The organism is Taibaiella lutea (genome assembly GCF_008629695.1).
In the GTDB taxonomy this organism is placed as follows: Bacteria; Bacteroidota; Bacteroidia; order Chitinophagales; family Chitinophagaceae; genus Taibaiella; species Taibaiella lutea.
Map to the genome: position 1 here is coordinate 677,170 of NZ_VWSH01000004.1, position 18,627 is coordinate 695,796.

Genomic DNA, 18,627 nt, shown 5'->3' on the forward strand with positions numbered 1-18,627 from the left:
TGGTATTTCCTTAATCATTGGAAACCTCCTTTTCGTTTACTTCAAATTTCCCTTCCTGATGAAGCTTTCGGAAATAATGTACTCTTTGTTGATCAATGGAGTGCCTTTCTGCAATTTCGCTATCAGAATCGCCTTTTACTATCAATCTCTTGATCGATAGTACTTCAGCACCATTTAAGTTTCGCATTTCATGCGCTTTGATAGATTTTTGTTTCATTTTTATAATTGCCCATTCGGACCGGTTTTAGTTTAATGTCGATTTTTTCGCCCTTTCCTTTATTTCTGACAATATATCCTCATCTTCTGATTCTTCACATTCAAGAAAACAGAAGTCATTTATATCTTCTTCTTTTTTCTTTTTAATCATTTCTTTAATAACCTCTGGGGTATAGGTTACTTTAGACATATTGGTACATTCTTCCATGAAAATGGACACTCGCTCCATCATTGAAAAAAGATCAAGTACTTCTCCACACATTGCTTCCAGTAAATCTTCTTTGGAAAGGTTCTCCCATCCCCTTACCATCTCGGGATGTTTTTCACGCATTTGATGTGTATTCGGCATGTTCTTCGGAATAAATCCTTCTGGATGCTCTTCGTATTGCTCTCTATCCAAGTCGGCAGCAATTAAAGCTCCGGCAACAATTTTCCGTGATCTCTCGCTTTTTTGCATAAGACGTGTACAGTAATTAAAATTCCAGTTGGCAGGCAAGGTTCCACTTCCGGTTAAAAGTGTAATAGCTGCCCTTATTAATTGGCCTTTTGAGTTTTCTTCAAAATCAGACTTTACTGTTCTGCCATGTTTTTCGATTTGTTCTTGCCTTTCTTGGGCAATAAGTTCAATCCCTGTTTTCATAATGCAATGCCCATCCGGAGCCGGTGTTTAGTTGAGTAAAAGAATATTGTTGTTATTTACAATTACAAATGGTCCATTTTTTGTCATTGAATTCCTGCAAGGGCATTTCCTGAACACTTAAGTTGTATTTGAATACCTCATTTTTAAATTCGTTTCTTGCCTTCACATTTTTGTTGAGCAAGTCTGAGTGAGCGGCCCGAACCCAATTGTTACACTTTGGGCAAACTGATACTTTAACCGGTTGTTCCATTTATTATATAATTTGAAGTGATTGTTGTAATAAATTTTGAAGAAAATTGTATTTAGAATTTTCCACGTAATATTTCATAGCAGGTCCTGATCACCCAACAGATGAAAAACAGCAAGAGTGCGCATGCCCCCAAAAACTTAATAGGGCCTACATTTTCTATGATCCTCAAAAGTGATTCCATTATAAAAGAATTTGATTATTAGTTTGTAACTCCTGGTACAGGGTATTTCCATTCTTAGTAACAGCGTAGGGCAGGAATACCTGTGCCATATCGGCCAATTCAGCTTCTATGATTGCCATCTGAGCCTCAACCCAATCTTTAATAATTCGCCAGCCAACACGTAGCGCCTGTTCCTTATTACATTTATTGCGTGGTACCTTTTTGTTTTTCTGCATGGCCTTCATCACACCTTCGAAATTGCAGGGCATTGAAAAAGCCATATCACGATTGTTCCAGTTAACAGAAAATGTAAGTGCAATCGGATTGCCATCCTTATCATTATCCATCACAACTTTCCTTGCGCCTCTCTTTGCAAGGATTTGCTGAATTTCTGTGATGGTTTTGTAAGCATCAATGGAGGTTGTGTAGTTTAGTATTGGCATAATTATTAATAATTATTGTTAGAAATTGTATTTTGGAAAATCCCTTATCCTTAAATCTTCCGGCCATTCATCCATATCACCACCATGCCGGTCTTTTAATTTTAATTGCTTTGATAGATGCGTTCCAAGTTGCTTCACGAATACGGAAATGTGTTCTCGTTTGCAGTCATTAATAATCTTTCTAATCCATTCCAATTCGCATGGCCGGTACCGGTATTTACCGTTTTCATTTCCTGATTCACCTCCGACAATAACCCAATCAATTCCAGGCAATACATGAAACGATTCTTTTAATTGCTCATAATACTTCATCGCTTTTGATAAGTCGATTTCACCATGCAGGGGTTCTAGGCTTAAAAACTTCACTTTAGCATCTATCTCGGTAACCAGCGATACCATTCTTTCTATTGCCCCCTGACTTCCTATGCTGGTTCCCAGCCACACATTATCCCAACCTTCACCCCAATCAGCTGGCAGACATTCTGGTATGCGTTCCGGCCTTTTGGTAAGTATCTGGAAAGTATGCTGCGGGCATCTGCGGATAATATCCCAGGCTTCATGTCGGTAACTATCAATGTCAGGGTGAAAGAAGTCTGTAAGGGAACATGTAAATATTCTGCTTGGTTCCTTTATTGTCAATGGCAGATTAAATACTGTCTTTGTCCTGATAACCTGGGCTGGGTCATATCTGGTATTATTAAGGCTCTGCCGGTACATGTAACAGAACTTACAATCAGCATCAACCTTGCTGCAGCCACGGGCTATATTCCAAGTGTGATCTGTCCAGGCTATACTACTTTCTTTTCCCATTTCTTATTTTTTTATTGATATTAACTCCCCAAGTGGGTGTATTTTTATGACATTTACGGCATAGGCATCTACCGTTTTCAACTTCAAAAATTCTTTCATTTAACAATGCTTCTTCTATTGTTTTGATATTATCTTCAAACACAATCTTTGCTAATGGAATAATATGATCTGCATCAATCGTTATATTATTTCCAGCTTTTTTCACATTGCAATGTGTACATGTAAACTGATCCTTTCTATAAACATCTCTTCTCCATTTTTTATATCTTTCGGTATTCCTTATTTGTAGAATGAGTGAACTAATGCCGCCTTTCCAGTTTGGATTTCCAGGTCCTTTATTTATAATTCTCATTTTTTGTTTAGAATCTTCAGTATGTAGTTTGCCTTTAAAAGTTGATACACGTCCTTTTGTAACGACCTTCACTTTTACTCTTTGACAGAATCTGCACTTAGATACTAATCTATCCCACCTTGAATTGTCAATATTGAATAGTGCTTTTGATATCCATTTTCTACATTTAAAGCACCACTTTAACCCATTGCTTACTTGCTGGTTATAAAAGTCTAAGTTCATACCTTCCTTTTTACAGAATTGCTTAATCCGGCCTTCTCTTGTTGTCCCCATCCTATATAATAGTTTATATAATTTAATTTTGTACCTTTGAGTTACTCTACTCTCCGAAGTGACCAAGGTTCCTTCGGTGTGTCAGAGTGGTTTATCGTGCTCGCCTTAGAAACGAGTGGCTGTAAAAGGTCCGCAGGTTCGAATCCTGTCGCCTCCGCAATAATTTGGCTCCTTCGGGAGCCACTTTGGATTTTAGGGCAGTAATAATTCTATTTCATTTTACGATAAGCTAAAGCAATCAATCCTGCATCTCTCATTTCCTGATTCGTCCGACCTTTCAATCCTGTTTGCTTTTCAAATTCTTGAGCTGTTATTTTCCTGTCTGGTCCCTTCCAGACCTTCAACAACGGTTTTATTTCCTTGAACGGAACTTTCAGATGATCACACATTTCAGATATTTTTTTAGCCACTTCAAAGTTTGCTCCTGTCCTCTCCCCTATTTTGGCATTGATATTTGCAGTTCCCCGAATCTTATGCCAGTTGCCTTTATTAAGCCATCCGGCCTCTATTACGACGAGTTTTATGTTATCCTTGTGTTCTGTTAAGTATTTATACAATTCAAAGAATTTAAGGCAGGTTAATTCAAGTTCGTTGGTGACCTGATTTATTGTTGCTACACCTGAAGCATCAACATCAGGATCAATTCCTATTATCAAGGTTTTCATATCCATTAGCTGACCTTTGCCATATCATGAATGGTTTTCAATTGCCGTACAACATGTGCGATAGGTTTACTATGGTAATCCTTAATAACCTCCGATATCGCCTTAATGATGGGACCTGATTCACTTTTGTTTGCAGATTCAATTACTGCCCTTTCAAATTGTTTCTTAGAATTTGCCGTTTCACTTTCAGCCACCTGCTCCAGATATCTCATAACCCTCCCCGAACGTGACTTTGTATGCTCCGGAAGCGTGAAACCAAACTGTGCGGTAAGCAAGTCACGTAAACGATTATAGTTTTCTATTGATTTAGTATTCATTGTCTGATTTTGATTTAATTATTAAATAAACTTTCGTCCCTTCCATCAAATGTGGGCCAATACCGTCCATTATTTTCAATAACACCAACTCATCCTCTTCCAAACGTTCTATCACATTTGGATTGTCGGAAAGGGAAATAGGGACATTGGTAACATGGCCGTTGGGATGGTGTATTTCGATTCTCATTTAAAATGGTGCATCGTCAAACGCCTGCATCTTCTTACCCTCTATCCTTTCATCTGGTGAGGAGGTTGGCATACCGGCAAATGGCTTAAAAGTTGTATTGCGCCCCATGTAGGCATTTGCTTCCGAGGGGTTCATCCACTTCTGTATATTTCCAAAAAACTTGCATTCCTCCATATCCCCTAAACTGCCATTCCTATGTTTTGCTATTTTTATGACATTTTTTATCTGGCCGCTTTCGGCATCTTTGGGATGGTGGATAAACATTACTATATCAGCATCCTGTTCTATGGCACCGGATTCTCTTAAATCGGAAAGCATAGGCTCCTTATCACTTCTTTTTTCAACATCACGGCTCATCTGTGAAAGCGCTATTACCGGTATATCCAATTCTTTGGCAATACCTTTCAGCCCACGCGATATCTTGCTTATTTCCTGTTCACGGTTGCCTCCCTTTGTTTCGCCGGCCATCAGCTGCAGATAGTCGATAATCAGCAATCCGATATTGTGTTTCCTTTTTAACCTCTTGGCGCGGGCGCGGAGTTGGGTAATCGAAACCCCAAATGTTTCATCTATGTGAATATTCTTGCTTGCTATGATGTTTAAAGTCTGGTCAATATGTGATGTTTCGATATCAGAGAGCTGCCCTTTTGTTATTTTTTCCAGCTCTATCAGAGACAAAGCGGAAACAACTCTTTTCATAAGTTGATCAGCTCCCATCTCAAGGCTGAATATTGCTACCGGTACAGGGTCTTCACCGACGGTAGCATTCAAGGCAAGGTTTAAAGCAAAAGCAGTCTTTCCAACGGAAGGCCTTGCAGCAAGAATAATTAAATCCGTATTTTGCCAGCCACCGGTTTTATCATTGAGCCATGAATAACCTGTATTTACTCCGGTAATGTCTTTCTTGTTTTCTTTTGCAGCCTGAAGATTTTCCATGAAGGGAATAATCAAATCCCTGATGGGTTTAGCTTCCGATATATCACCTTCCGAAATAATCCTGATTAGTTCTTGATCTGCGGCATGCACTATATCGTTTAATGATTCACCATTTTCATAAGACAATGCCATTAATTCGCCGGCAACCTTTATCGATTCACGTCTCTTATAACATTCCAGAATATCTTCAGCATGGGAGAGGATTGTGTGATCAAATACTGTCTTGTCTGATAATTTTGTAAGGAAATAACCACCGCCAATCAATTCAAGGTTACCTGAATTTGAAAGCTCCGTAGTTACACCAACAAGATCAACTTTCTGGCCCTTACCGTTCATGGTGAGGATTGCATCATAAATCCTCTGATGAGCATCGAGATAAAAGCATTCACCGGATTTAAGGATTTCCATTACCTCTATCAATCTTCCGGAACCGTTAATCAGCTGACTCAGTACTGCAGATTCCGCCTCTTTGTTTTGAGGGGGAATTTTGCCGTACATTGGCTGAATAACAGGTTTCTTTTGGCTATTGATCAATTTATTTAATTTAATTGTTTCCACGGTTATACCAGTTTGTAAAAGTGTAATAGGCCGAATTATTCTTTTGATTCAGTAATTTCCAATTGTGCATTTTTAAACAAAGCGACATTATTTCCTCCGATGTACATTTTTCTTTCAGTTTTAGAAATTGCTCCTGCGTAAATGGCTCTTTCATTTTGGTAACAGCCGGCGCCTTATCCAATAGCCATGCCTGAAATTTTATAAAAGAATCATCGGAAAGAATTGGCTGTGTCTGAGTTTCGTCAGAAACAATCTCTTCTTTTTCTTTACTTTCCTTTACTTTACTTTTCTTTCCATTTATTGCATTGCTTTTGGTTTGCTTTTGTAATGCATTTGCATTGGAATTGCTTTCTTCTTTTGATTTATTCCATCTCTCGTGGGCTGCCTGGCTTCTTTTTTGAGATATTTCTTCTTTAATATCCATCCTTCTTTTAAGACTTTCGGAGTAGAAACACTTACCACATTCGGTAAAGGAGAATAACCCGAAATCATTAATAATGGATTTTATTTTGGCGGAATCGGAACGAAGGTCATAGGCTATAACATTATAATCACAGACACTCGTATAGTTCTCGCACTCTCTTAATTTTTCAATAATTGCCCAAAAAAGCCCATAGCCCTCCCACCCTAACTTCATCCTTAAAGCCACCGTCTTATCATCTCCCCGCGCATTACTATCGTGAGAAAAGTAAAATTTGTCCTTTGCCATTTCATATTTTTAACTTGCTTCAAATAATTCTTGTTGCGGGTTCCTTGGTTTCATTTCCTGTTTTATTACGTTGTCCAGGATTGCTTCATATTTTTTCATCCGCTTTCTAACATTACCATCACGGGTCAATTCATACTTCTTCTGAAGCTGCCTGACTTCGAAAACAAGTAATATGAATTGTGCCGGTGTCATCAGGCAACTTTTTTAATATTACTTCTTTGTAATGACAATTCATTAATGGCCAGTGTCATCCTGTTTGTCCATGCCATTACAACATGCGGCACGACACTATTACCAATAAATTTCTTCTGGTCTGTTTGGTTGCCATGCAATTTATAGTCGGCAGGGAAACCCTGAATTTTAAGAAGCTCAACAACTTTGAGCATGCGCATTTTAATATCAACAATGCCGTACAAAGCCATGAATTCTTTAATTTTTACCACAATCGGCAAATCATCATCATAAACCTGAATTGCTATCTGGCCGGTTTCAGCATTTATAAGATAAAGTGGCGCCTTATCCTGTCTTGCGACAATAACTGGACAGGGCTTATCAATGCTGCCATTAGCACCGCCCCATGAAGGGTTCACTAAATATGCCCACTTTCTGTTAGCCGTAATTGTTGGTGCAGGCTGTTCAATAGAAGTAGGAGTATTAGCGTAATTGGTGTTCATTACAAATGCGGTTACAATGTTCATCTTCGGGACAGTCATTAATGCCCCTGCAGGTTGTTCTACGCTTTGATGCTGCCCGCCTCCTGAAAAGTTACGGTCAATAAAATGCTGTGTGCTGACAAGACAATGCTTATCGTTTGCAAGAATACTGCCTGCAGGCTGCTCCAGGGACTGATGATTGTCTGCCCCTCCATATTGCTTATCCAGAAACTGAGGATGAATGATACTCAGTTTGTCCTTACAGGTAAGCGTTGGACAAGGGTCGTTTATATCATTGGTACTGGAGCTGTGATGATAATTCACCAGATAATTTGGGTGGACCAATGCACATCTGTCTTTTGTAGGTATGGTCGGCGCCGGTTCATTGACGCTTGAATTGTTATCTCCATTTCCATAATAAGCGTGTAAGAAAGCAGCCTGAATTAAATCCTGATTTCCACCGGTAGATGTTAGCGTTCTTGCGGGTCCTTCAATATCCACAATCTTGCTTTCAGGATCACCGCTATTTCTTTGGGATATAAAGGAGGCCTGTACCAATGCCTGGCTGTCAATACATTTAATTGTTCCGGCAGGGCCCTCAACTGAAATGTTTTTACCATCAGGATCACCAGAAAAATACTTGGAAATGAATGCTACACCTAATCTGTTTTGACAGGCTATTGTCGGACAAGGAGCGTCTGTTGATGGTGGATGGTGTACTCCGGCAGAGGTAGTCGAATTGTATTTTAAAATAAAGTTTTCTTTACCCCCTGCAATATGTTTAATCAGTCCGGCATAAATGCGATCGAATGTTTTTGGAGAAAGTTCCTTTTTTCTTCTGAAAATGCTTTTACCCTCATCTGAAAAATCCAGAACGTCTTTCACCGGCATCCACTTTTTTAAAGGAGTGTCAAACAACTCAGTTGATTCTGAAACTTTCTTTGAATGGGTTGGTTCAGGCCAAACAATCGGTAATCCTTCTTTAGCAAAGCATCCAAATAGCCTGTTTCGGCTGGTGTAAGCCCCAAAATCAGCACTATTCATTTGTTTCCACTCGTCACGATATCCATAAGAACATAATCGGTTACGCCACCTGTTCCAATCGGTACCGTTCTTTCTGCTGACTGGTTTCCCTTTGGCATCTAATGGCCCCCAACTCATAAACTCGACCACATTCTCAATCTGAACGTAATCAGGCTTTATAGCAAGGATGTAACGGTCCAGGAAATCAGCGAGCGTCCTACTATCTGCATCACGCGGTTGACCACCTTTAGCCTTGCTGAAATTGGTACACTCAAGGGATGCCCAAAGGATAAGTTTTGCTTTTGGGTATTTCCGCCGGTAATGCCTGACAATATGTTTTAATCCGGCAAGATGTAATGTCCTTATATCTTCCTCAAAGTGTGCAACTTCCGGGTGGTTTGCCCAATGGCTTTTTATTGCAATAGGATCATGGTTAACACATGCGATTACCTTCGCCTTTCCATCAGTCATAGAAAAACCTTGAGTCGTCCCGCCTGCGCCACAAAACAAATCGACTACTAAAAATGTTGGTGTCATGCTCTATTTTCTAATAAATCAAATAATGAGGGAATACCCACTTGTTGCGTTGCTGCCTGACAATGAGAGGCACCATCTAAAAAGTAAGAAGGGTTAAGTTCGCAGGCCATTCCAAATCGTTTCAAAAGAATGGACCAGTATGGAACAGTCATCAGCCCACCGAAAGGGTCATACACGATATCACCTTCATTGCTCATCTGGGTAATTACCCTTTTTACAATATCAAATTGCATCGGGCACAAGTGCATTTCCTTTCCTTTGCTCCATTGCTTACCGTTAAGGGTAAGCATCCGCGTTATATCTGTCCATACTTCGTCGCTCCAGCTCTGGGGTTGGAGGAGCATAAAAGAAGGGGGTAATTTCCCTTTTTGCTCCAACAGTTCACCAACCCTTACATGATGTTCAAAATTGTAAACTTCTTCAAGGCTGTGTTTTTTATAAAGCTTGAAAACCTCATCCGCTTTTAGGGACCATAAATCTTCAGGATCAATGAGCCTGTCGCCTGAACTTCGCGTGAAGCCATGGGCATCCACCTGCCATTTCGCAATACTGTAACCACTTTCAAGTTTGATTGGAAATTTAAGATCCCTGTCATAAGGTATCAGGTTTCCTTCAGGAGTAACCATTACGGGCTTCCTTTTCAGTACCGGTTCATCGGCGTATGCATTACTAGTATCTGTCGGCGGCTTACGGAAAAGCAGAAGGTATTCGGGCATACCGACTCCCATCTTGCTGCCATCCTTACATTGCTCTGACCATCCTAAACGGTATGTTTGATTATTTTCCCTTACTACGTCGGTAACAATAGTTTTCATGCCCATATAGGCGAAGCCATGTTTAACCATATGCTGAATGCAATCAATGTGAAAAGGATAAGTTGTCTGGAACCCTAAGCCTGTAATGCCAGCCGGTATTATCCTGTCTTTGACATGCAGGGCATATATACGACCTGGTTTCAGCACCCTAAATGTATCAGGAGTCAGATAGTCCATTTGCCTAAAGAATTCTGCATTGCTTTCCGAATGGCCAAAATCCGCGTAGTTAGGGGAATACTCATATTGATTGGAAAATGGCCATGAGGTAAGTATTAAACCGACGCTGTTAGTTTCTATATTCTTCGTTTCCGGAACATTATCATTTTGGAATATGGCAAATTTGTCGGTACGTATTTCTTTGCGCTCTATGCCCATTTTACGCGTGAGCTGCTGGGCCATTGCCGCTTGTGAAAGCCCAAATTTCTTTACGATATCTATCATCTTTTGAACCAGTTTATTGTGTTGTTTCCATTTGCGCTCAAGAGTCCTGCGGACCTCTCTTTCTGCCTCTGTATAAATAAGATCTACCCTTACCTGATTTTTTTGCAGGAAACGTAGTAACCTGTGTATGCTTTGAATGAATTCATTGAACTTAAAACCAATACCCATGTAGATTGCCCATGAACAATATTTTTGAAGGTTGGTACCGGAACCAAGCATGGAAGGTTTCCCCCCGATTTCAGGAATTAAACCGTTTGAGAAATCAGAAACAATTTGTTCTCTCAATTCAAGTGGTTGGTTACCAAAAACTGTTTTGATGGAAGGGATTGATTTTTCCAATGACTCCCGCTCAGATTCAAGGTCATGCCAGATAACACGATGTGCGGATAAATCCTCCAGGCGTAATTCAAGTACTTTTTTGATTCTTGCAGGCAGGCTTTCCCTTTTTTCTTTTGATGCTCCCTGTAGACCAAGTGCCAGACTACGGAATAAAAGGCCTTGGCCACTCTTTTCGGTACCGGTATCTTCATGGTTACTTGTAAGCTCATGCCACCTTAAATCAAGTTCAGGTAATATATATCCTTCATCATCTGCGGGATTACCGGTAAGGTCTGATGGCTTCGTGACAAATAAAGCCCATGATGCAACCCACAGCCAGAATTCCTCCTCTTTGCTCTCCAATAATGTCAGGTTATCTGCTTTTGTGCTATCCCTTTTGAAGAACCTTGTTTTTGCCTGGCTAACATCCATTACCCCAAGGAAATCTGCGTATGCCAATAGCTCTATATAATCGTTTGGTGACGGTGTAGCGGTAGCAACAAATCTATACATCACGCATTGTACACCACGCCTATTACCATTAGGCCCTGCATCACCTGTAAACAATCTCATGAATTCACGGAAAGTTTTCGATCCTCCAAATCCCCGAAGAATGGACGCTTCATCAAGAGATACCACATCAAAATATCTTGGGTCTATCTTGCCATCACGTATCGTCTCATAGTTAGTCAGGTAGATATCGTTATCATCTTCAATTTCTGATAAGCACCTGATGAATTTTGGAAGTTTGTTCCATCCAAGGATGTCTCTGGCGTCATTTATAAATTCAGCCCTGACACCCAATGGGCAAACAATCAATCCCTTCCCACTTGTAAGCCTGCCGGCCTTTCCTAATTCGCGAAGCGTACAAAGAACTGTTTCAAGCTGTGTAACCGTCTTATGCAATCCGAAATTTGCAAAACACGCAGCCCTCCCATTCTCTACCAGCCATTTTACCATTAGCTTGTTATGTGGCTTTAACCTTGGGTTTATTTCGTCTACTCCAATTGAAAAGCCATTGGAAGCGGCAAGTCTTACCTTGTTTTTCAGGAATTGGTCATATGGTATTGTCGGTGTCATCTATGCTGCTTTTTTAAACGGTACGTCTGTTAGTTGTTTGCCCTGATTGGCAATGTATAATTGTCCTTTTCTATCCTCCTTAATCAACATTGTTTCAATTTTTCCAAATAGTTCTATGTTGCCTCCCAAATCCACGAACCAGCCTGAATTCTTATCTTTATGTGGCCTCATTATCCTGCCGATAATCTGATAGTATAATGCCAGTGACATTGTAGACCTTGCCATAAGCACCGCTTCCAATTCCGGATAATCAAATCCTGTAGTAAGCACTCCGACGTTTATAACACACCTTATCTTACCTGACTTGAAGTCTTTTAATATGCGGGACCTCTCTCCTCCTTCTGTTTCACCGGTAATAACTACAGAACCGGGTATGCCTTTTGCCACTTTGTTTGCCTCACTTATAAGCGTACAGAATACAAGCAGGTTCTTTCTTTTACTCAACAGCCAATTGGCATATTTAACAGTCAGGCCGGACATGTTGACTTTCTTTTGCATTTCACGAATGGATGCTTCCGTAAAATCAGTTCCCGAACTATTCAGGGTAAGCAAATTCCTGTCATAGGCCTTTATAGAGAAATATTCAAGCTTGGCCAGGTGCCCTTCATTGAACAGCGTTTCTGTCTGTACATAATAGCTGACATTGGTAAACACCCTTGGATAAGTCCTTGTAAGGAATTTCAATTCTGCGCCTTCCGCTCCTGTTGATAATCTATAAGGCGTGGCTGTCATCCCGAGTATCTTAGCCTGTGGCATCCGGTCAAAGAACTGTTTGTACATACCATCATCTGAATTAACTAAATGGCATTCGTCGATTATGATATTTTTGACATCTTTAAAAAGGTGTGCCTTTTTTGCAATGCTGCCAATCGTTGCAAACGTTACAACATCCAGATACTTCTGGCCGGCTGATGCAGAGTATATACCTGCCCGAAAACCGTAACTCCTGTATTTGGCAACGTTCTGTTCAAGAATTTCTTTTGACGGCTGCAGTACTAATGTCTTACCATGGGCACCTTTCGCGATGTTTGCGATGATTACAGATTTTCCGGAACCGGTAGGATAGATTTGTAACGTATTACGATATGTTGTGTAATTATTGAAAAATGACACAGCTATATCAATCCCTTCCTGCTGGTACCACCTTGGACTGAATATCACACCCTGTTGCTTTCAAGGTCAATATCTGCAGGATCTAAACCTTCGGTTTCGTCGCTTTCGTCATCGGTACCTGTGTCACTATTCTCTCCTTCCGTTTCCTTAATCTGGTCTAAAATGGTACGTTGCTTAATATGCTTACCTTTTTCTTTGTGAGATAATTCTTCATCTTCTGAATCAGGAAGCGTATATTTCCCTTCTTTGTATAGAGAAACTTCTTCACGGATAAGGTTTATTAATGCTCTTAACTCGTTGTGCCACTGATAAGATGATAACTCATCAAAAGGAATACGAGGGGTTGAGAAACCTGTTCTACCGCCGGTACAGCTAATATGTTTACTTCCAGTTATAACGACCGTTTCATTTTCTTCAGCTCCTACAATCTTTATACTGGTAACGTGGTAAAGCGAGGTTAATTCGTGGATGTGAAACTTATCGATGTCATCAATTTCGGTGTTGCTATGCTTGAATACATCATCAATACATGCGAAGTGGACATGTAGCTTTCCAAAGGCCTCCCCCAAATCGTTTTTATAAAGGCCGGCTCCTTTTACGTTGGGGTGCTGGTCACCTAAGCCAACACCTTCGGTCACTTCGAATCCATAATTACAGAATCCATCATTGATGCTGGCCGATACAATTTTGTAAGGACGTTTTGTTTCTTTCAATCCTAAAGCTTCCGCTACCGATGCAACTACTTTTGAATTATTGCCTAAAGTGACGGTTAGTTTTTTTCTACTCATTTTGTTTTAATTTATTGTTTGAAAAATAGCTTGCGGGCGATATCGGGTTCGAACCAACATTGACTAATAAAGGACCTGTCATATTACCGTTGATTTACTTCGCGTGTCTCGGCCAACATAACCACCTATCCAAGGCACCCATATAAGCCCGCCCATGCATAGCGGGCTCATTTCAGTTTGTGTGATGAAATCCTGTTTTATCCTTGCAGGTAAAGACTTAAACTATTTCATTCTGCAATGTTTTGTTGAGATTCCCTTCTTCAGTTTCGCCCAACCTTATCGTTTGCGACATCAGGAACCTTTAATGGTTGGTTCATTCAAAAATTAAATTCCTTAAACCCTTACACCATAGAAATAGTCAGGGTAAACACTCACTCATATACAGCTTCTTAATAATCAAATGTTGTCTGTTCATTGGGATTTGGAATGTTTATTCCCAACATGTTGGCTGCAAAAAATTGAATCCTTTCTACGTAAACCATAAAATTAACCGTTGTCATTTCTGTTGTAGAACCAGGTACTTTTATAGTGTGCCCGTTGTCCAATTCCACTTCCTTCAGATTAAATTCCTTCTTTAAAAATTCATGTACTTCTTCTTTTAGCAGGTTATGGCCTAAGTCATTAATGCCCTGTTGTATTAATGGGACACATACACCCCAGTAATAAGCATTTTGTACAGTACTACGGTTTCTTCTCTTTATTTCGACAGTGAGCTTTACGTCCTTGCCCTTATTCTTGAATAACCAATCAGTTAATTGAATCCTTAGCGGAATATTCAACCTGCCGTCATTTAATACATGTCCGTTCAATTCTAACTTTTCCATTAATAACCTTGAAGCAGCATTTCACATATATTGTTCGTATCCGGATTGAAATCAGCCTTGAAATACATCCAATGAATAAAATCCAGATGCTCACTTGCTGGTTGCCCCCTGTATTTTCCAAAGTTTATCAGTATATCTCCGGCATCATTGCTAGTAAACTTCCCGGATATGTCTAGTATTGGGCTATCATAATTGCTTATCAGCGCCAATTCGGAAACATCACTGGGCAAATCTTCATACCGATCCAATTGAGATGCCAGCACTTCAGCGGTAGCAACGGTGTCCGCCTCCGCACCGTGCGCACCTTCCAAGTCTTTATTACAATAGAATTTATAAGCAGCGGTAAGTGTACGCTGTTCCTTTATCTTGAAAATATTTCCTACATCAACGAGGTATGATGCTTTGTAATTCCATTCTATTCCCGCCCGTCTGAACTCATTGTAAAGAAGTGGGAAATCATATCTTAGGCTATTGAATCCTGCAAAGTCGCATTCAGATATAAAGTCAATTAGACTCTTGGCAAGTAGTTTGAATGTCGGCTCGTTTGCAATATCATCATTAGTAATTCCATGAATTGCTGTTGCAGATTCAGGTATTGGTATAATTGGATTTATCCTTCTGGTTTTTATTTCTCGTTCGCCATTGGGGTGTAATTTGACAAGCGATAATTCAACTATACGATCGACATCACAATCGATACCAGTACCTTCAATGTCTATGAAAACAATTGGTCTTTTAAGTTGTAGTTTCATTTTAAATAGCTGATTTATTAAAATTTTCAATTACTATCCCGGCGTCTGCAATTGTCACCTTCTTTCCCGTGGCCGCAACTATCTTCTTCTCAAATTCCATTGCATTGCTATTGCTATCCGAAAGGTGTATCAATACTATATTGTTTACGGCACTTAAATCATTGGCTAAAAGAAAATCCCTGCAGGTGTTGATGCTCATGTGAGAGTTGATAACCCTATCCCTTAAAAACTTCTTATCTGCTAACAATTTTTCATAAATGATATCCTCGCAATAATTAGCCTCAACTATTATATTGTTTAAGCCGGGGAACTTATAGTTACAATAAGTAGTGTCTGTCAAAAAACACACCAAACCACATTCCTCATGCCTGATTAAAAATCCAAGTGGTTCCGGAACATCATGGTGTATATCAAAGGCCAGTATTTCAAAATTTCCAACCTTTATTTTCTGGCCCTTTCTGATATGAGTTATACCATGATGCTGCACATTCTTGGCCTCGGTGGTTCCTTTGCTGACAATCACTTTGATACCGGCATTTAAAGCGTCTGACAATGATTTCGAATGGTCATTGTGGTTGTGGGTACAAAGAGCCGCAGTAACCTTTGATAAATCAAAACCTAAACCCTGCTTAATTTTGCTGAATGGAATACCCAGTTCAATTACCAATGATTCTATGTCATTTTCAAGGATGTAACAATTCCCATTACTGCCGGTACCTAAAACTTTTAACCTCATATTGGACAGGGATCTGAACCTTCACCATCTTTAATTTCTTCTGCATCATCAAATGACATCGTTCCGGAATTGGCATTGTCATTTATATCGTTTTTTACGCTTTCAACCGCCGCATCATTATCAATGTCCTGATTCATTGCTCCAGCCATTTCTACCGATAAGAAACCATAATGGGATAAAAGATTACGCAAGACTGTCTTTGTAGCCATTTCATCAAAGTTTGATTTCCAAGGGCTGCTGGTTGAATTATAGGATTTGCTGTATCGCTTTGCATGTGCATCTACTTTATCCTTAGTCATGTATAAAGTCTTTGAAAACCCATTCAGCATCTCAATATGTGCGAAGTAGCCTATAACAGTTTCACTTTTCTTCTCACCTGTCAAATCAAATTCACCGGTGAGCTTATTCTTTGTTTTGAACTCACCTTCATATACCAAATCAGCATTAATGATTTTATACTGCCCGGTTCTCATTGCTAATTGGATATATCCTTTATAGCCCAATTGAAATGTAGGCTCCATGACTTTAATCCACTTCCCTTCAGCATCCTTTCCCTTTGTATTATTGAAACCAATCACATAAGCAAAGCCCAGGGATTTGTTGATCGGTAGTTTAAGTACAGCAGCTTTTAAGCATTCTTTTACTACGGCTCCGGCATCACATTGTTGAAGGCTTGAATCGCTACCATATAAATCGATTACGGATGCAATGAACATATCTGAATGTTCTTTCAATGCATTTTTGAATTGAACTGTTACGCTTTCGGCAGAAAGGACACTTTTTAATTTGTCTATGGATGACTTTTGTAATTGTTGGTTATTGTTATCAGCTGACATAGCTATAAGATTTTAAATTTTTAAAGAGTTGTTTTTAATAACCGGCTGTATAAACAGCCAGTCTAAACCAATTCACCATGAAAAAAGGTTATACTGCTTCCAGCATGCCAACCGATTCGGTTATGGTTAGCTTTTCATGAGCAGGTGAAACAATAAGATTGATTATTTGGGTAACAGTGTCGATAAGCTCCGTAACCGATTCTCGGCCATCTATGAACATCGGCGCATAGATGTTATAGTGCTTACTGAGCGTATTGATGATGTCCACACCGGCATTTATAATTGAAGCAGTATTTACCGCGCCGCCATGGATAGGCTTGCCATTTACGAGGCATTCACAATCCTCATCAATTTCACCGTTAATCTGTGTCCTAAACATTTTGAATGAAACGTAGCTGAACATTTTGTTTACAATGTTTTCTACCTCATCCATCTGCTTTAAGCTGAACTGTAACATGTAAAATTCCTTTTTCTCCAGGTCAGCCACTTGCTGGGATAATATTTTTTCCTGAGCTTTCAGCTCTTCAATTCTGAGAAGGTTATTTTTGATAAGCACTTCGTTTTGTAGGTCCTTGCTTATTACCTCTAAGGATGCCCTGATTTCATTTTTACGGATAATCAATACGCTATTATCTACCGGCTTGAATTCAGCAAGTTCAGCGTCGATTTCATGTACCTTAGCCGTAAGGATTTTGTACTCCTCGTTTTTATCAAGGGCTTCGTTCAACACTTCATCAGGAGATTGCCTGTCTTCTTTAGGCTTATTAAGATGGGCTTGTAATGTATTTTGATTATTGGAAATTCGCAATTTGATATCGCTTACTTCTTTTTCCTTTTCAACAATATCTTTTTTGATAAGGGTTATTGCCTCATTGTATTCGGAAAGCTTATCAGTTTCTGCTTTCAATTTATCCTTTTCTGCATCCGATTTTTCAACGAAAGAATCCAATGACTGTTTTTTTGTGATATTGAAAGTTTCAATAAGTTCCTGCTTCTTTATAGCGATATCACTTTCTTCATAGCCACGCTTACACGTCGGGCAACAGAATTCTTTCTCGTCGAAAGTGATGGTCTTACCATTTAACTCAATCCACCTTGAACGATAATCAGCAATAGACTCATTTAATGATTTGATATCCTTGTTACAGGTGTCAATTTTGGCATTACCCGATTCAATCCGTTGGTTAAGATATATAAGGTCTTTGTTTGCGTCATCTACGAGTTGGACATCTGTTTTAATTTCCTGTTCAAACTTCATCTTAGTTTCATCAGGGCTATTATATTTTGCTGAAATGCTTGTTTTTAAAGCATCGGATATTAATTGCGCCTGGCTGCTAAGGTTGTAACGTTCTTTCCTAAGTTCATCAATTTTTCTATCCTGCAAGCTGTTGGCTTCATTCTTGTTGTTTATGGCATTTTCAATACTGGATAATTCTTCATCCAGCTTTGCCTTTTCTGCTTTAAGCCTTTCAAAAGGATGTTGAAGGCTGTTATTGGCTCGTTGGACTTCATCAATGCGTGATGGAATCAATTCCAGTTCATCTTTGGCCTTTCTTCTTTCAGCCGCTATCTGTGTTTTAAACTCTTTGAATGATTTCTTTTGCCCTAAGAATTCACCAATGAAAGAGTAATTCGGGTTTGAGGCAATCAATGCATTTGTATCAACACCACCGGCCATGTCAATTAATACCGCTCGTCTTTCATTCCACTTTAGCGAATTGAAATAACCTGTATTGCTGAACAGCTTCAATTTATCTTCGGGTATGAATTGGGAAATCTTTAGCTGGTATTCCTTCATGTTAACCGGTACGCCATTATAGAAATAAGTAGTTTCATTGCCTTTGAATTCATCCTCCAGTTGGCCTTTTGGTTTTTTCCATTTTTCGGAATGAACCTTTTTAAGCGTTATTTCTTCACCATCCATTTCAAACACACCTTCAACGATATTGTCAAGCTTTTGGGAACGGTTACCGCTTTGGTCAATAGGTTTTATTTCAAAGTCTTTTTCGTCATTACTATTCTTGCCTGTCATTAACCAATGATAAGCGTCGGATATAGTAGTCTTGCCTGAACCGTTGGCACCAAACACGAAATTTTCTTTCTCATTGAATTGGATTGAAAAATCAGATATGCCTTTGAAATTTGTTATCCGGAGTGATTTAAGTATAAGTTTCATGTGTATTGATTTTATGCTG

The 18,627-nt window shown here is 39.5% G+C and carries 20 protein-coding genes; all 20 read right to left on the bottom strand.

The window, feature by feature from the left end; genetic code table 11:
- Nucleotides 1-10: 10 nt before the first annotated feature.
- The 20 genes from F0919_RS18500 to F0919_RS18100 all read right to left on the bottom strand — a co-directional run bounded on the left by F0919_RS18500 (nucleotide 11) and on the right by F0919_RS18100 (nucleotide 18,608).
- A complete protein-coding gene (locus F0919_RS18500) occupies nucleotides 11-187 on the bottom strand; it encodes a hypothetical protein (protein WP_190277430.1) in 177 nt (58 codons plus the stop codon).
- Between the two features lie 57 nt (nucleotides 188-244).
- Entirely contained in the window at nucleotides 245-856 is a 612-nt protein-coding gene (locus F0919_RS18010) for a hypothetical protein (RefSeq protein WP_150034253.1), read from the bottom strand.
- Nucleotides 857-1,286: 430 nt separating this feature from the next.
- Nucleotides 1,287-1,709: a hypothetical protein gene (locus F0919_RS18015; RefSeq protein WP_150034255.1), complete on the bottom strand. Its 423-nt coding sequence runs from the start codon at nucleotides 1,707-1,709 to the stop codon at nucleotides 1,287-1,289.
- 18 nt (nucleotides 1,710-1,727) lie between these two features.
- Nucleotides 1,728-2,519, bottom strand: a complete 792-nt coding sequence (locus tag F0919_RS18020; RefSeq protein ID WP_150034257.1) for a DUF5131 family protein — start codon at nucleotides 2,517-2,519, stop codon at nucleotides 1,728-1,730.
- Nucleotides 2,503-3,093 (bottom strand): HNH endonuclease, encoded by a 591-nt coding sequence (locus F0919_RS18025; RefSeq protein ID WP_190277431.1) that lies wholly within the window; start codon nucleotides 3,091-3,093, stop codon nucleotides 2,503-2,505. Before F0919_RS18025 ends, F0919_RS18020 begins: the two co-directional genes overlap by 17 nt.
- Nucleotides 3,094-3,353: 260 nt before the next feature.
- The gene (locus tag F0919_RS18030; RefSeq protein ID WP_150034261.1) at nucleotides 3,354-3,815 is read right to left on the bottom strand and encodes a hypothetical protein; all 462 of its coding nucleotides are present in this window, start codon (nucleotides 3,813-3,815) and stop codon (nucleotides 3,354-3,356) included.
- Entirely contained in the window at nucleotides 3,815-4,126 is a 312-nt protein-coding gene (locus F0919_RS18035; protein WP_150034263.1) for a hypothetical protein, read from the bottom strand. The genes F0919_RS18030 and F0919_RS18035 overlap by 1 nt, the downstream gene beginning before the upstream one ends.
- Entirely contained in the window at nucleotides 4,116-4,313 is a 198-nt protein-coding gene (locus F0919_RS18040; RefSeq protein WP_150034265.1) for a hypothetical protein, read from the bottom strand. Before F0919_RS18040 ends, F0919_RS18035 begins: the two co-directional genes overlap by 11 nt.
- The gene (dnaB, locus tag F0919_RS18045) at nucleotides 4,314-5,807 is read right to left on the bottom strand and encodes a replicative DNA helicase (protein ID WP_150034267.1); all 1,494 of its coding nucleotides are present in this window, start codon (nucleotides 5,805-5,807) and stop codon (nucleotides 4,314-4,316) included.
- Entirely contained in the window at nucleotides 5,794-6,516 is a 723-nt protein-coding gene (locus F0919_RS18050) for a Lin1244/Lin1753 domain-containing protein (protein WP_150034270.1), read from the bottom strand. Before F0919_RS18050 ends, dnaB begins: the two co-directional genes overlap by 14 nt.
- A 9-nt stretch (nucleotides 6,517-6,525) precedes the next feature.
- Nucleotides 6,526-6,708, bottom strand: a complete 183-nt coding sequence (locus F0919_RS18055) for a hypothetical protein (protein WP_150034272.1) — start codon at nucleotides 6,706-6,708, stop codon at nucleotides 6,526-6,528.
- Nucleotides 6,708-8,729 carry a DNA cytosine methyltransferase gene (locus tag F0919_RS18060; protein WP_150034274.1) on the bottom strand — a complete coding sequence of 674 codons (2,022 nt, stop codon included), beginning with the start codon at nucleotides 8,727-8,729 and terminating at the stop codon, nucleotides 6,708-6,710. The genes F0919_RS18055 and F0919_RS18060 overlap by 1 nt, the downstream gene beginning before the upstream one ends.
- Nucleotides 8,726-11,383 (bottom strand): DNA methyltransferase, encoded by a 2,658-nt coding sequence (locus F0919_RS18065; RefSeq protein ID WP_150034276.1) that lies wholly within the window; start codon nucleotides 11,381-11,383, stop codon nucleotides 8,726-8,728. The genes F0919_RS18060 and F0919_RS18065 overlap by 4 nt, the downstream gene beginning before the upstream one ends.
- A complete protein-coding gene (locus tag F0919_RS18070; RefSeq protein WP_216629449.1) occupies nucleotides 11,384-12,544 on the bottom strand; it encodes a DEAD/DEAH box helicase in 1,161 nt (386 codons plus the stop codon).
- Nucleotides 12,541-13,284, bottom strand: coding sequence for a hypothetical protein (locus F0919_RS18075; protein ID WP_150034278.1), 744 nt, complete (start codon nucleotides 13,282-13,284; stop codon nucleotides 12,541-12,543). The genes F0919_RS18070 and F0919_RS18075 overlap by 4 nt, the downstream gene beginning before the upstream one ends.
- Nucleotides 13,285-13,673: 389 nt before the next feature.
- The gene (locus tag F0919_RS18080; protein ID WP_150034280.1) at nucleotides 13,674-14,108 is read right to left on the bottom strand and encodes a hypothetical protein; all 435 of its coding nucleotides are present in this window, start codon (nucleotides 14,106-14,108) and stop codon (nucleotides 13,674-13,676) included.
- A complete protein-coding gene (locus F0919_RS18085; RefSeq protein ID WP_150034282.1) occupies nucleotides 14,108-14,860 on the bottom strand; it encodes a 3'-5' exonuclease in 753 nt (250 codons plus the stop codon). Before F0919_RS18085 ends, F0919_RS18080 begins: the two co-directional genes overlap by 1 nt.
- Before the next feature lies 1 nt (nucleotide 14,861).
- Nucleotides 14,862-15,596 carry an MBL fold metallo-hydrolase gene (locus F0919_RS18090; RefSeq protein WP_150034284.1) on the bottom strand — a complete coding sequence of 245 codons (735 nt, stop codon included), beginning with the start codon at nucleotides 15,594-15,596 and terminating at the stop codon, nucleotides 14,862-14,864.
- Nucleotides 15,593-16,432 carry a recombinase RecT gene (locus tag F0919_RS18095; protein ID WP_150034286.1) on the bottom strand — a complete coding sequence of 280 codons (840 nt, stop codon included), beginning with the start codon at nucleotides 16,430-16,432 and terminating at the stop codon, nucleotides 15,593-15,595. The genes F0919_RS18090 and F0919_RS18095 overlap by 4 nt, the downstream gene beginning before the upstream one ends.
- Before the next feature lie 88 nt (nucleotides 16,433-16,520).
- Nucleotides 16,521-18,608, bottom strand: coding sequence for an AAA family ATPase (locus tag F0919_RS18100; RefSeq protein ID WP_150034288.1), 2,088 nt, complete (start codon nucleotides 18,606-18,608; stop codon nucleotides 16,521-16,523).
- Between the last annotated feature and the right edge of the window lie 19 nt (nucleotides 18,609-18,627).

Excerpts from the sequence above, each read along its gene's own strand:
- F0919_RS18500 (WP_190277430.1), bottom strand. The coding sequence starts at position 187 with ATGCGAAACTTAAATGGTGCTGAAGTACTATCGATCAAGAGATTGATA.
- F0919_RS18010 (WP_150034253.1), bottom strand. The coding sequence starts at position 856 with ATGAAAACAGGGATTGAACTTATTGCCCAAGAAAGGCAAGAACAAATC.
- F0919_RS18015 (WP_150034255.1), bottom strand. The coding sequence starts at position 1,709 with ATGCCAATACTAAACTACACAACCTCCATTGATGCTTACAAAACCATC.
- F0919_RS18020 (WP_150034257.1), bottom strand. The coding sequence starts at position 2,519 with ATGGGAAAAGAAAGTAGTATAGCCTGGACAGATCACACTTGGAATATA.
- F0919_RS18025 (WP_190277431.1), bottom strand. The coding sequence starts at position 3,093 with ATGAACTTAGACTTTTATAACCAGCAAGTAAGCAATGGGTTAAAGTGG.
- F0919_RS18030 (WP_150034261.1), bottom strand. The coding sequence starts at position 3,815 with ATGGATATGAAAACCTTGATAATAGGAATTGATCCTGATGTTGATGCT.
- F0919_RS18035 (WP_150034263.1), bottom strand. The coding sequence starts at position 4,126 with ATGAATACTAAATCAATAGAAAACTATAATCGTTTACGTGACTTGCTT.
- F0919_RS18040 (WP_150034265.1), bottom strand. The coding sequence starts at position 4,313 with ATGAGAATCGAAATACACCATCCCAACGGCCATGTTACCAATGTCCCT.
- F0919_RS18050 (WP_150034270.1), bottom strand. The coding sequence starts at position 6,516 with ATGGCAAAGGACAAATTTTACTTTTCTCACGATAGTAATGCGCGGGGA.
- F0919_RS18055 (WP_150034272.1), bottom strand. The coding sequence starts at position 6,708 with ATGACACCGGCACAATTCATATTACTTGTTTTCGAAGTCAGGCAGCTT.
- F0919_RS18060 (WP_150034274.1), bottom strand. The coding sequence starts at position 8,729 with ATGACACCAACATTTTTAGTAGTCGATTTGTTTTGTGGCGCAGGCGGG.
- F0919_RS18065 (WP_150034276.1), bottom strand. The coding sequence starts at position 11,383 with ATGACACCGACAATACCATATGACCAATTCCTGAAAAACAAGGTAAGA.
- F0919_RS18075 (WP_150034278.1), bottom strand. The coding sequence starts at position 13,284 with ATGAGTAGAAAAAAACTAACCGTCACTTTAGGCAATAATTCAAAAGTA.
- F0919_RS18080 (WP_150034280.1), bottom strand. The coding sequence starts at position 14,108 with ATGGAAAAGTTAGAATTGAACGGACATGTATTAAATGACGGCAGGTTG.
- F0919_RS18085 (WP_150034282.1), bottom strand. The coding sequence starts at position 14,860 with ATGAAACTACAACTTAAAAGACCAATTGTTTTCATAGACATTGAAGGT.
- F0919_RS18090 (WP_150034284.1), bottom strand. The coding sequence starts at position 15,596 with ATGAGGTTAAAAGTTTTAGGTACCGGCAGTAATGGGAATTGTTACATC.
- F0919_RS18095 (WP_150034286.1), bottom strand. The coding sequence starts at position 16,432 with ATGTCAGCTGATAACAATAACCAACAATTACAAAAGTCATCCATAGAC.
- F0919_RS18100 (WP_150034288.1), bottom strand. The coding sequence starts at position 18,608 with ATGAAACTTATACTTAAATCACTCCGGATAACAAATTTCAAAGGCATA.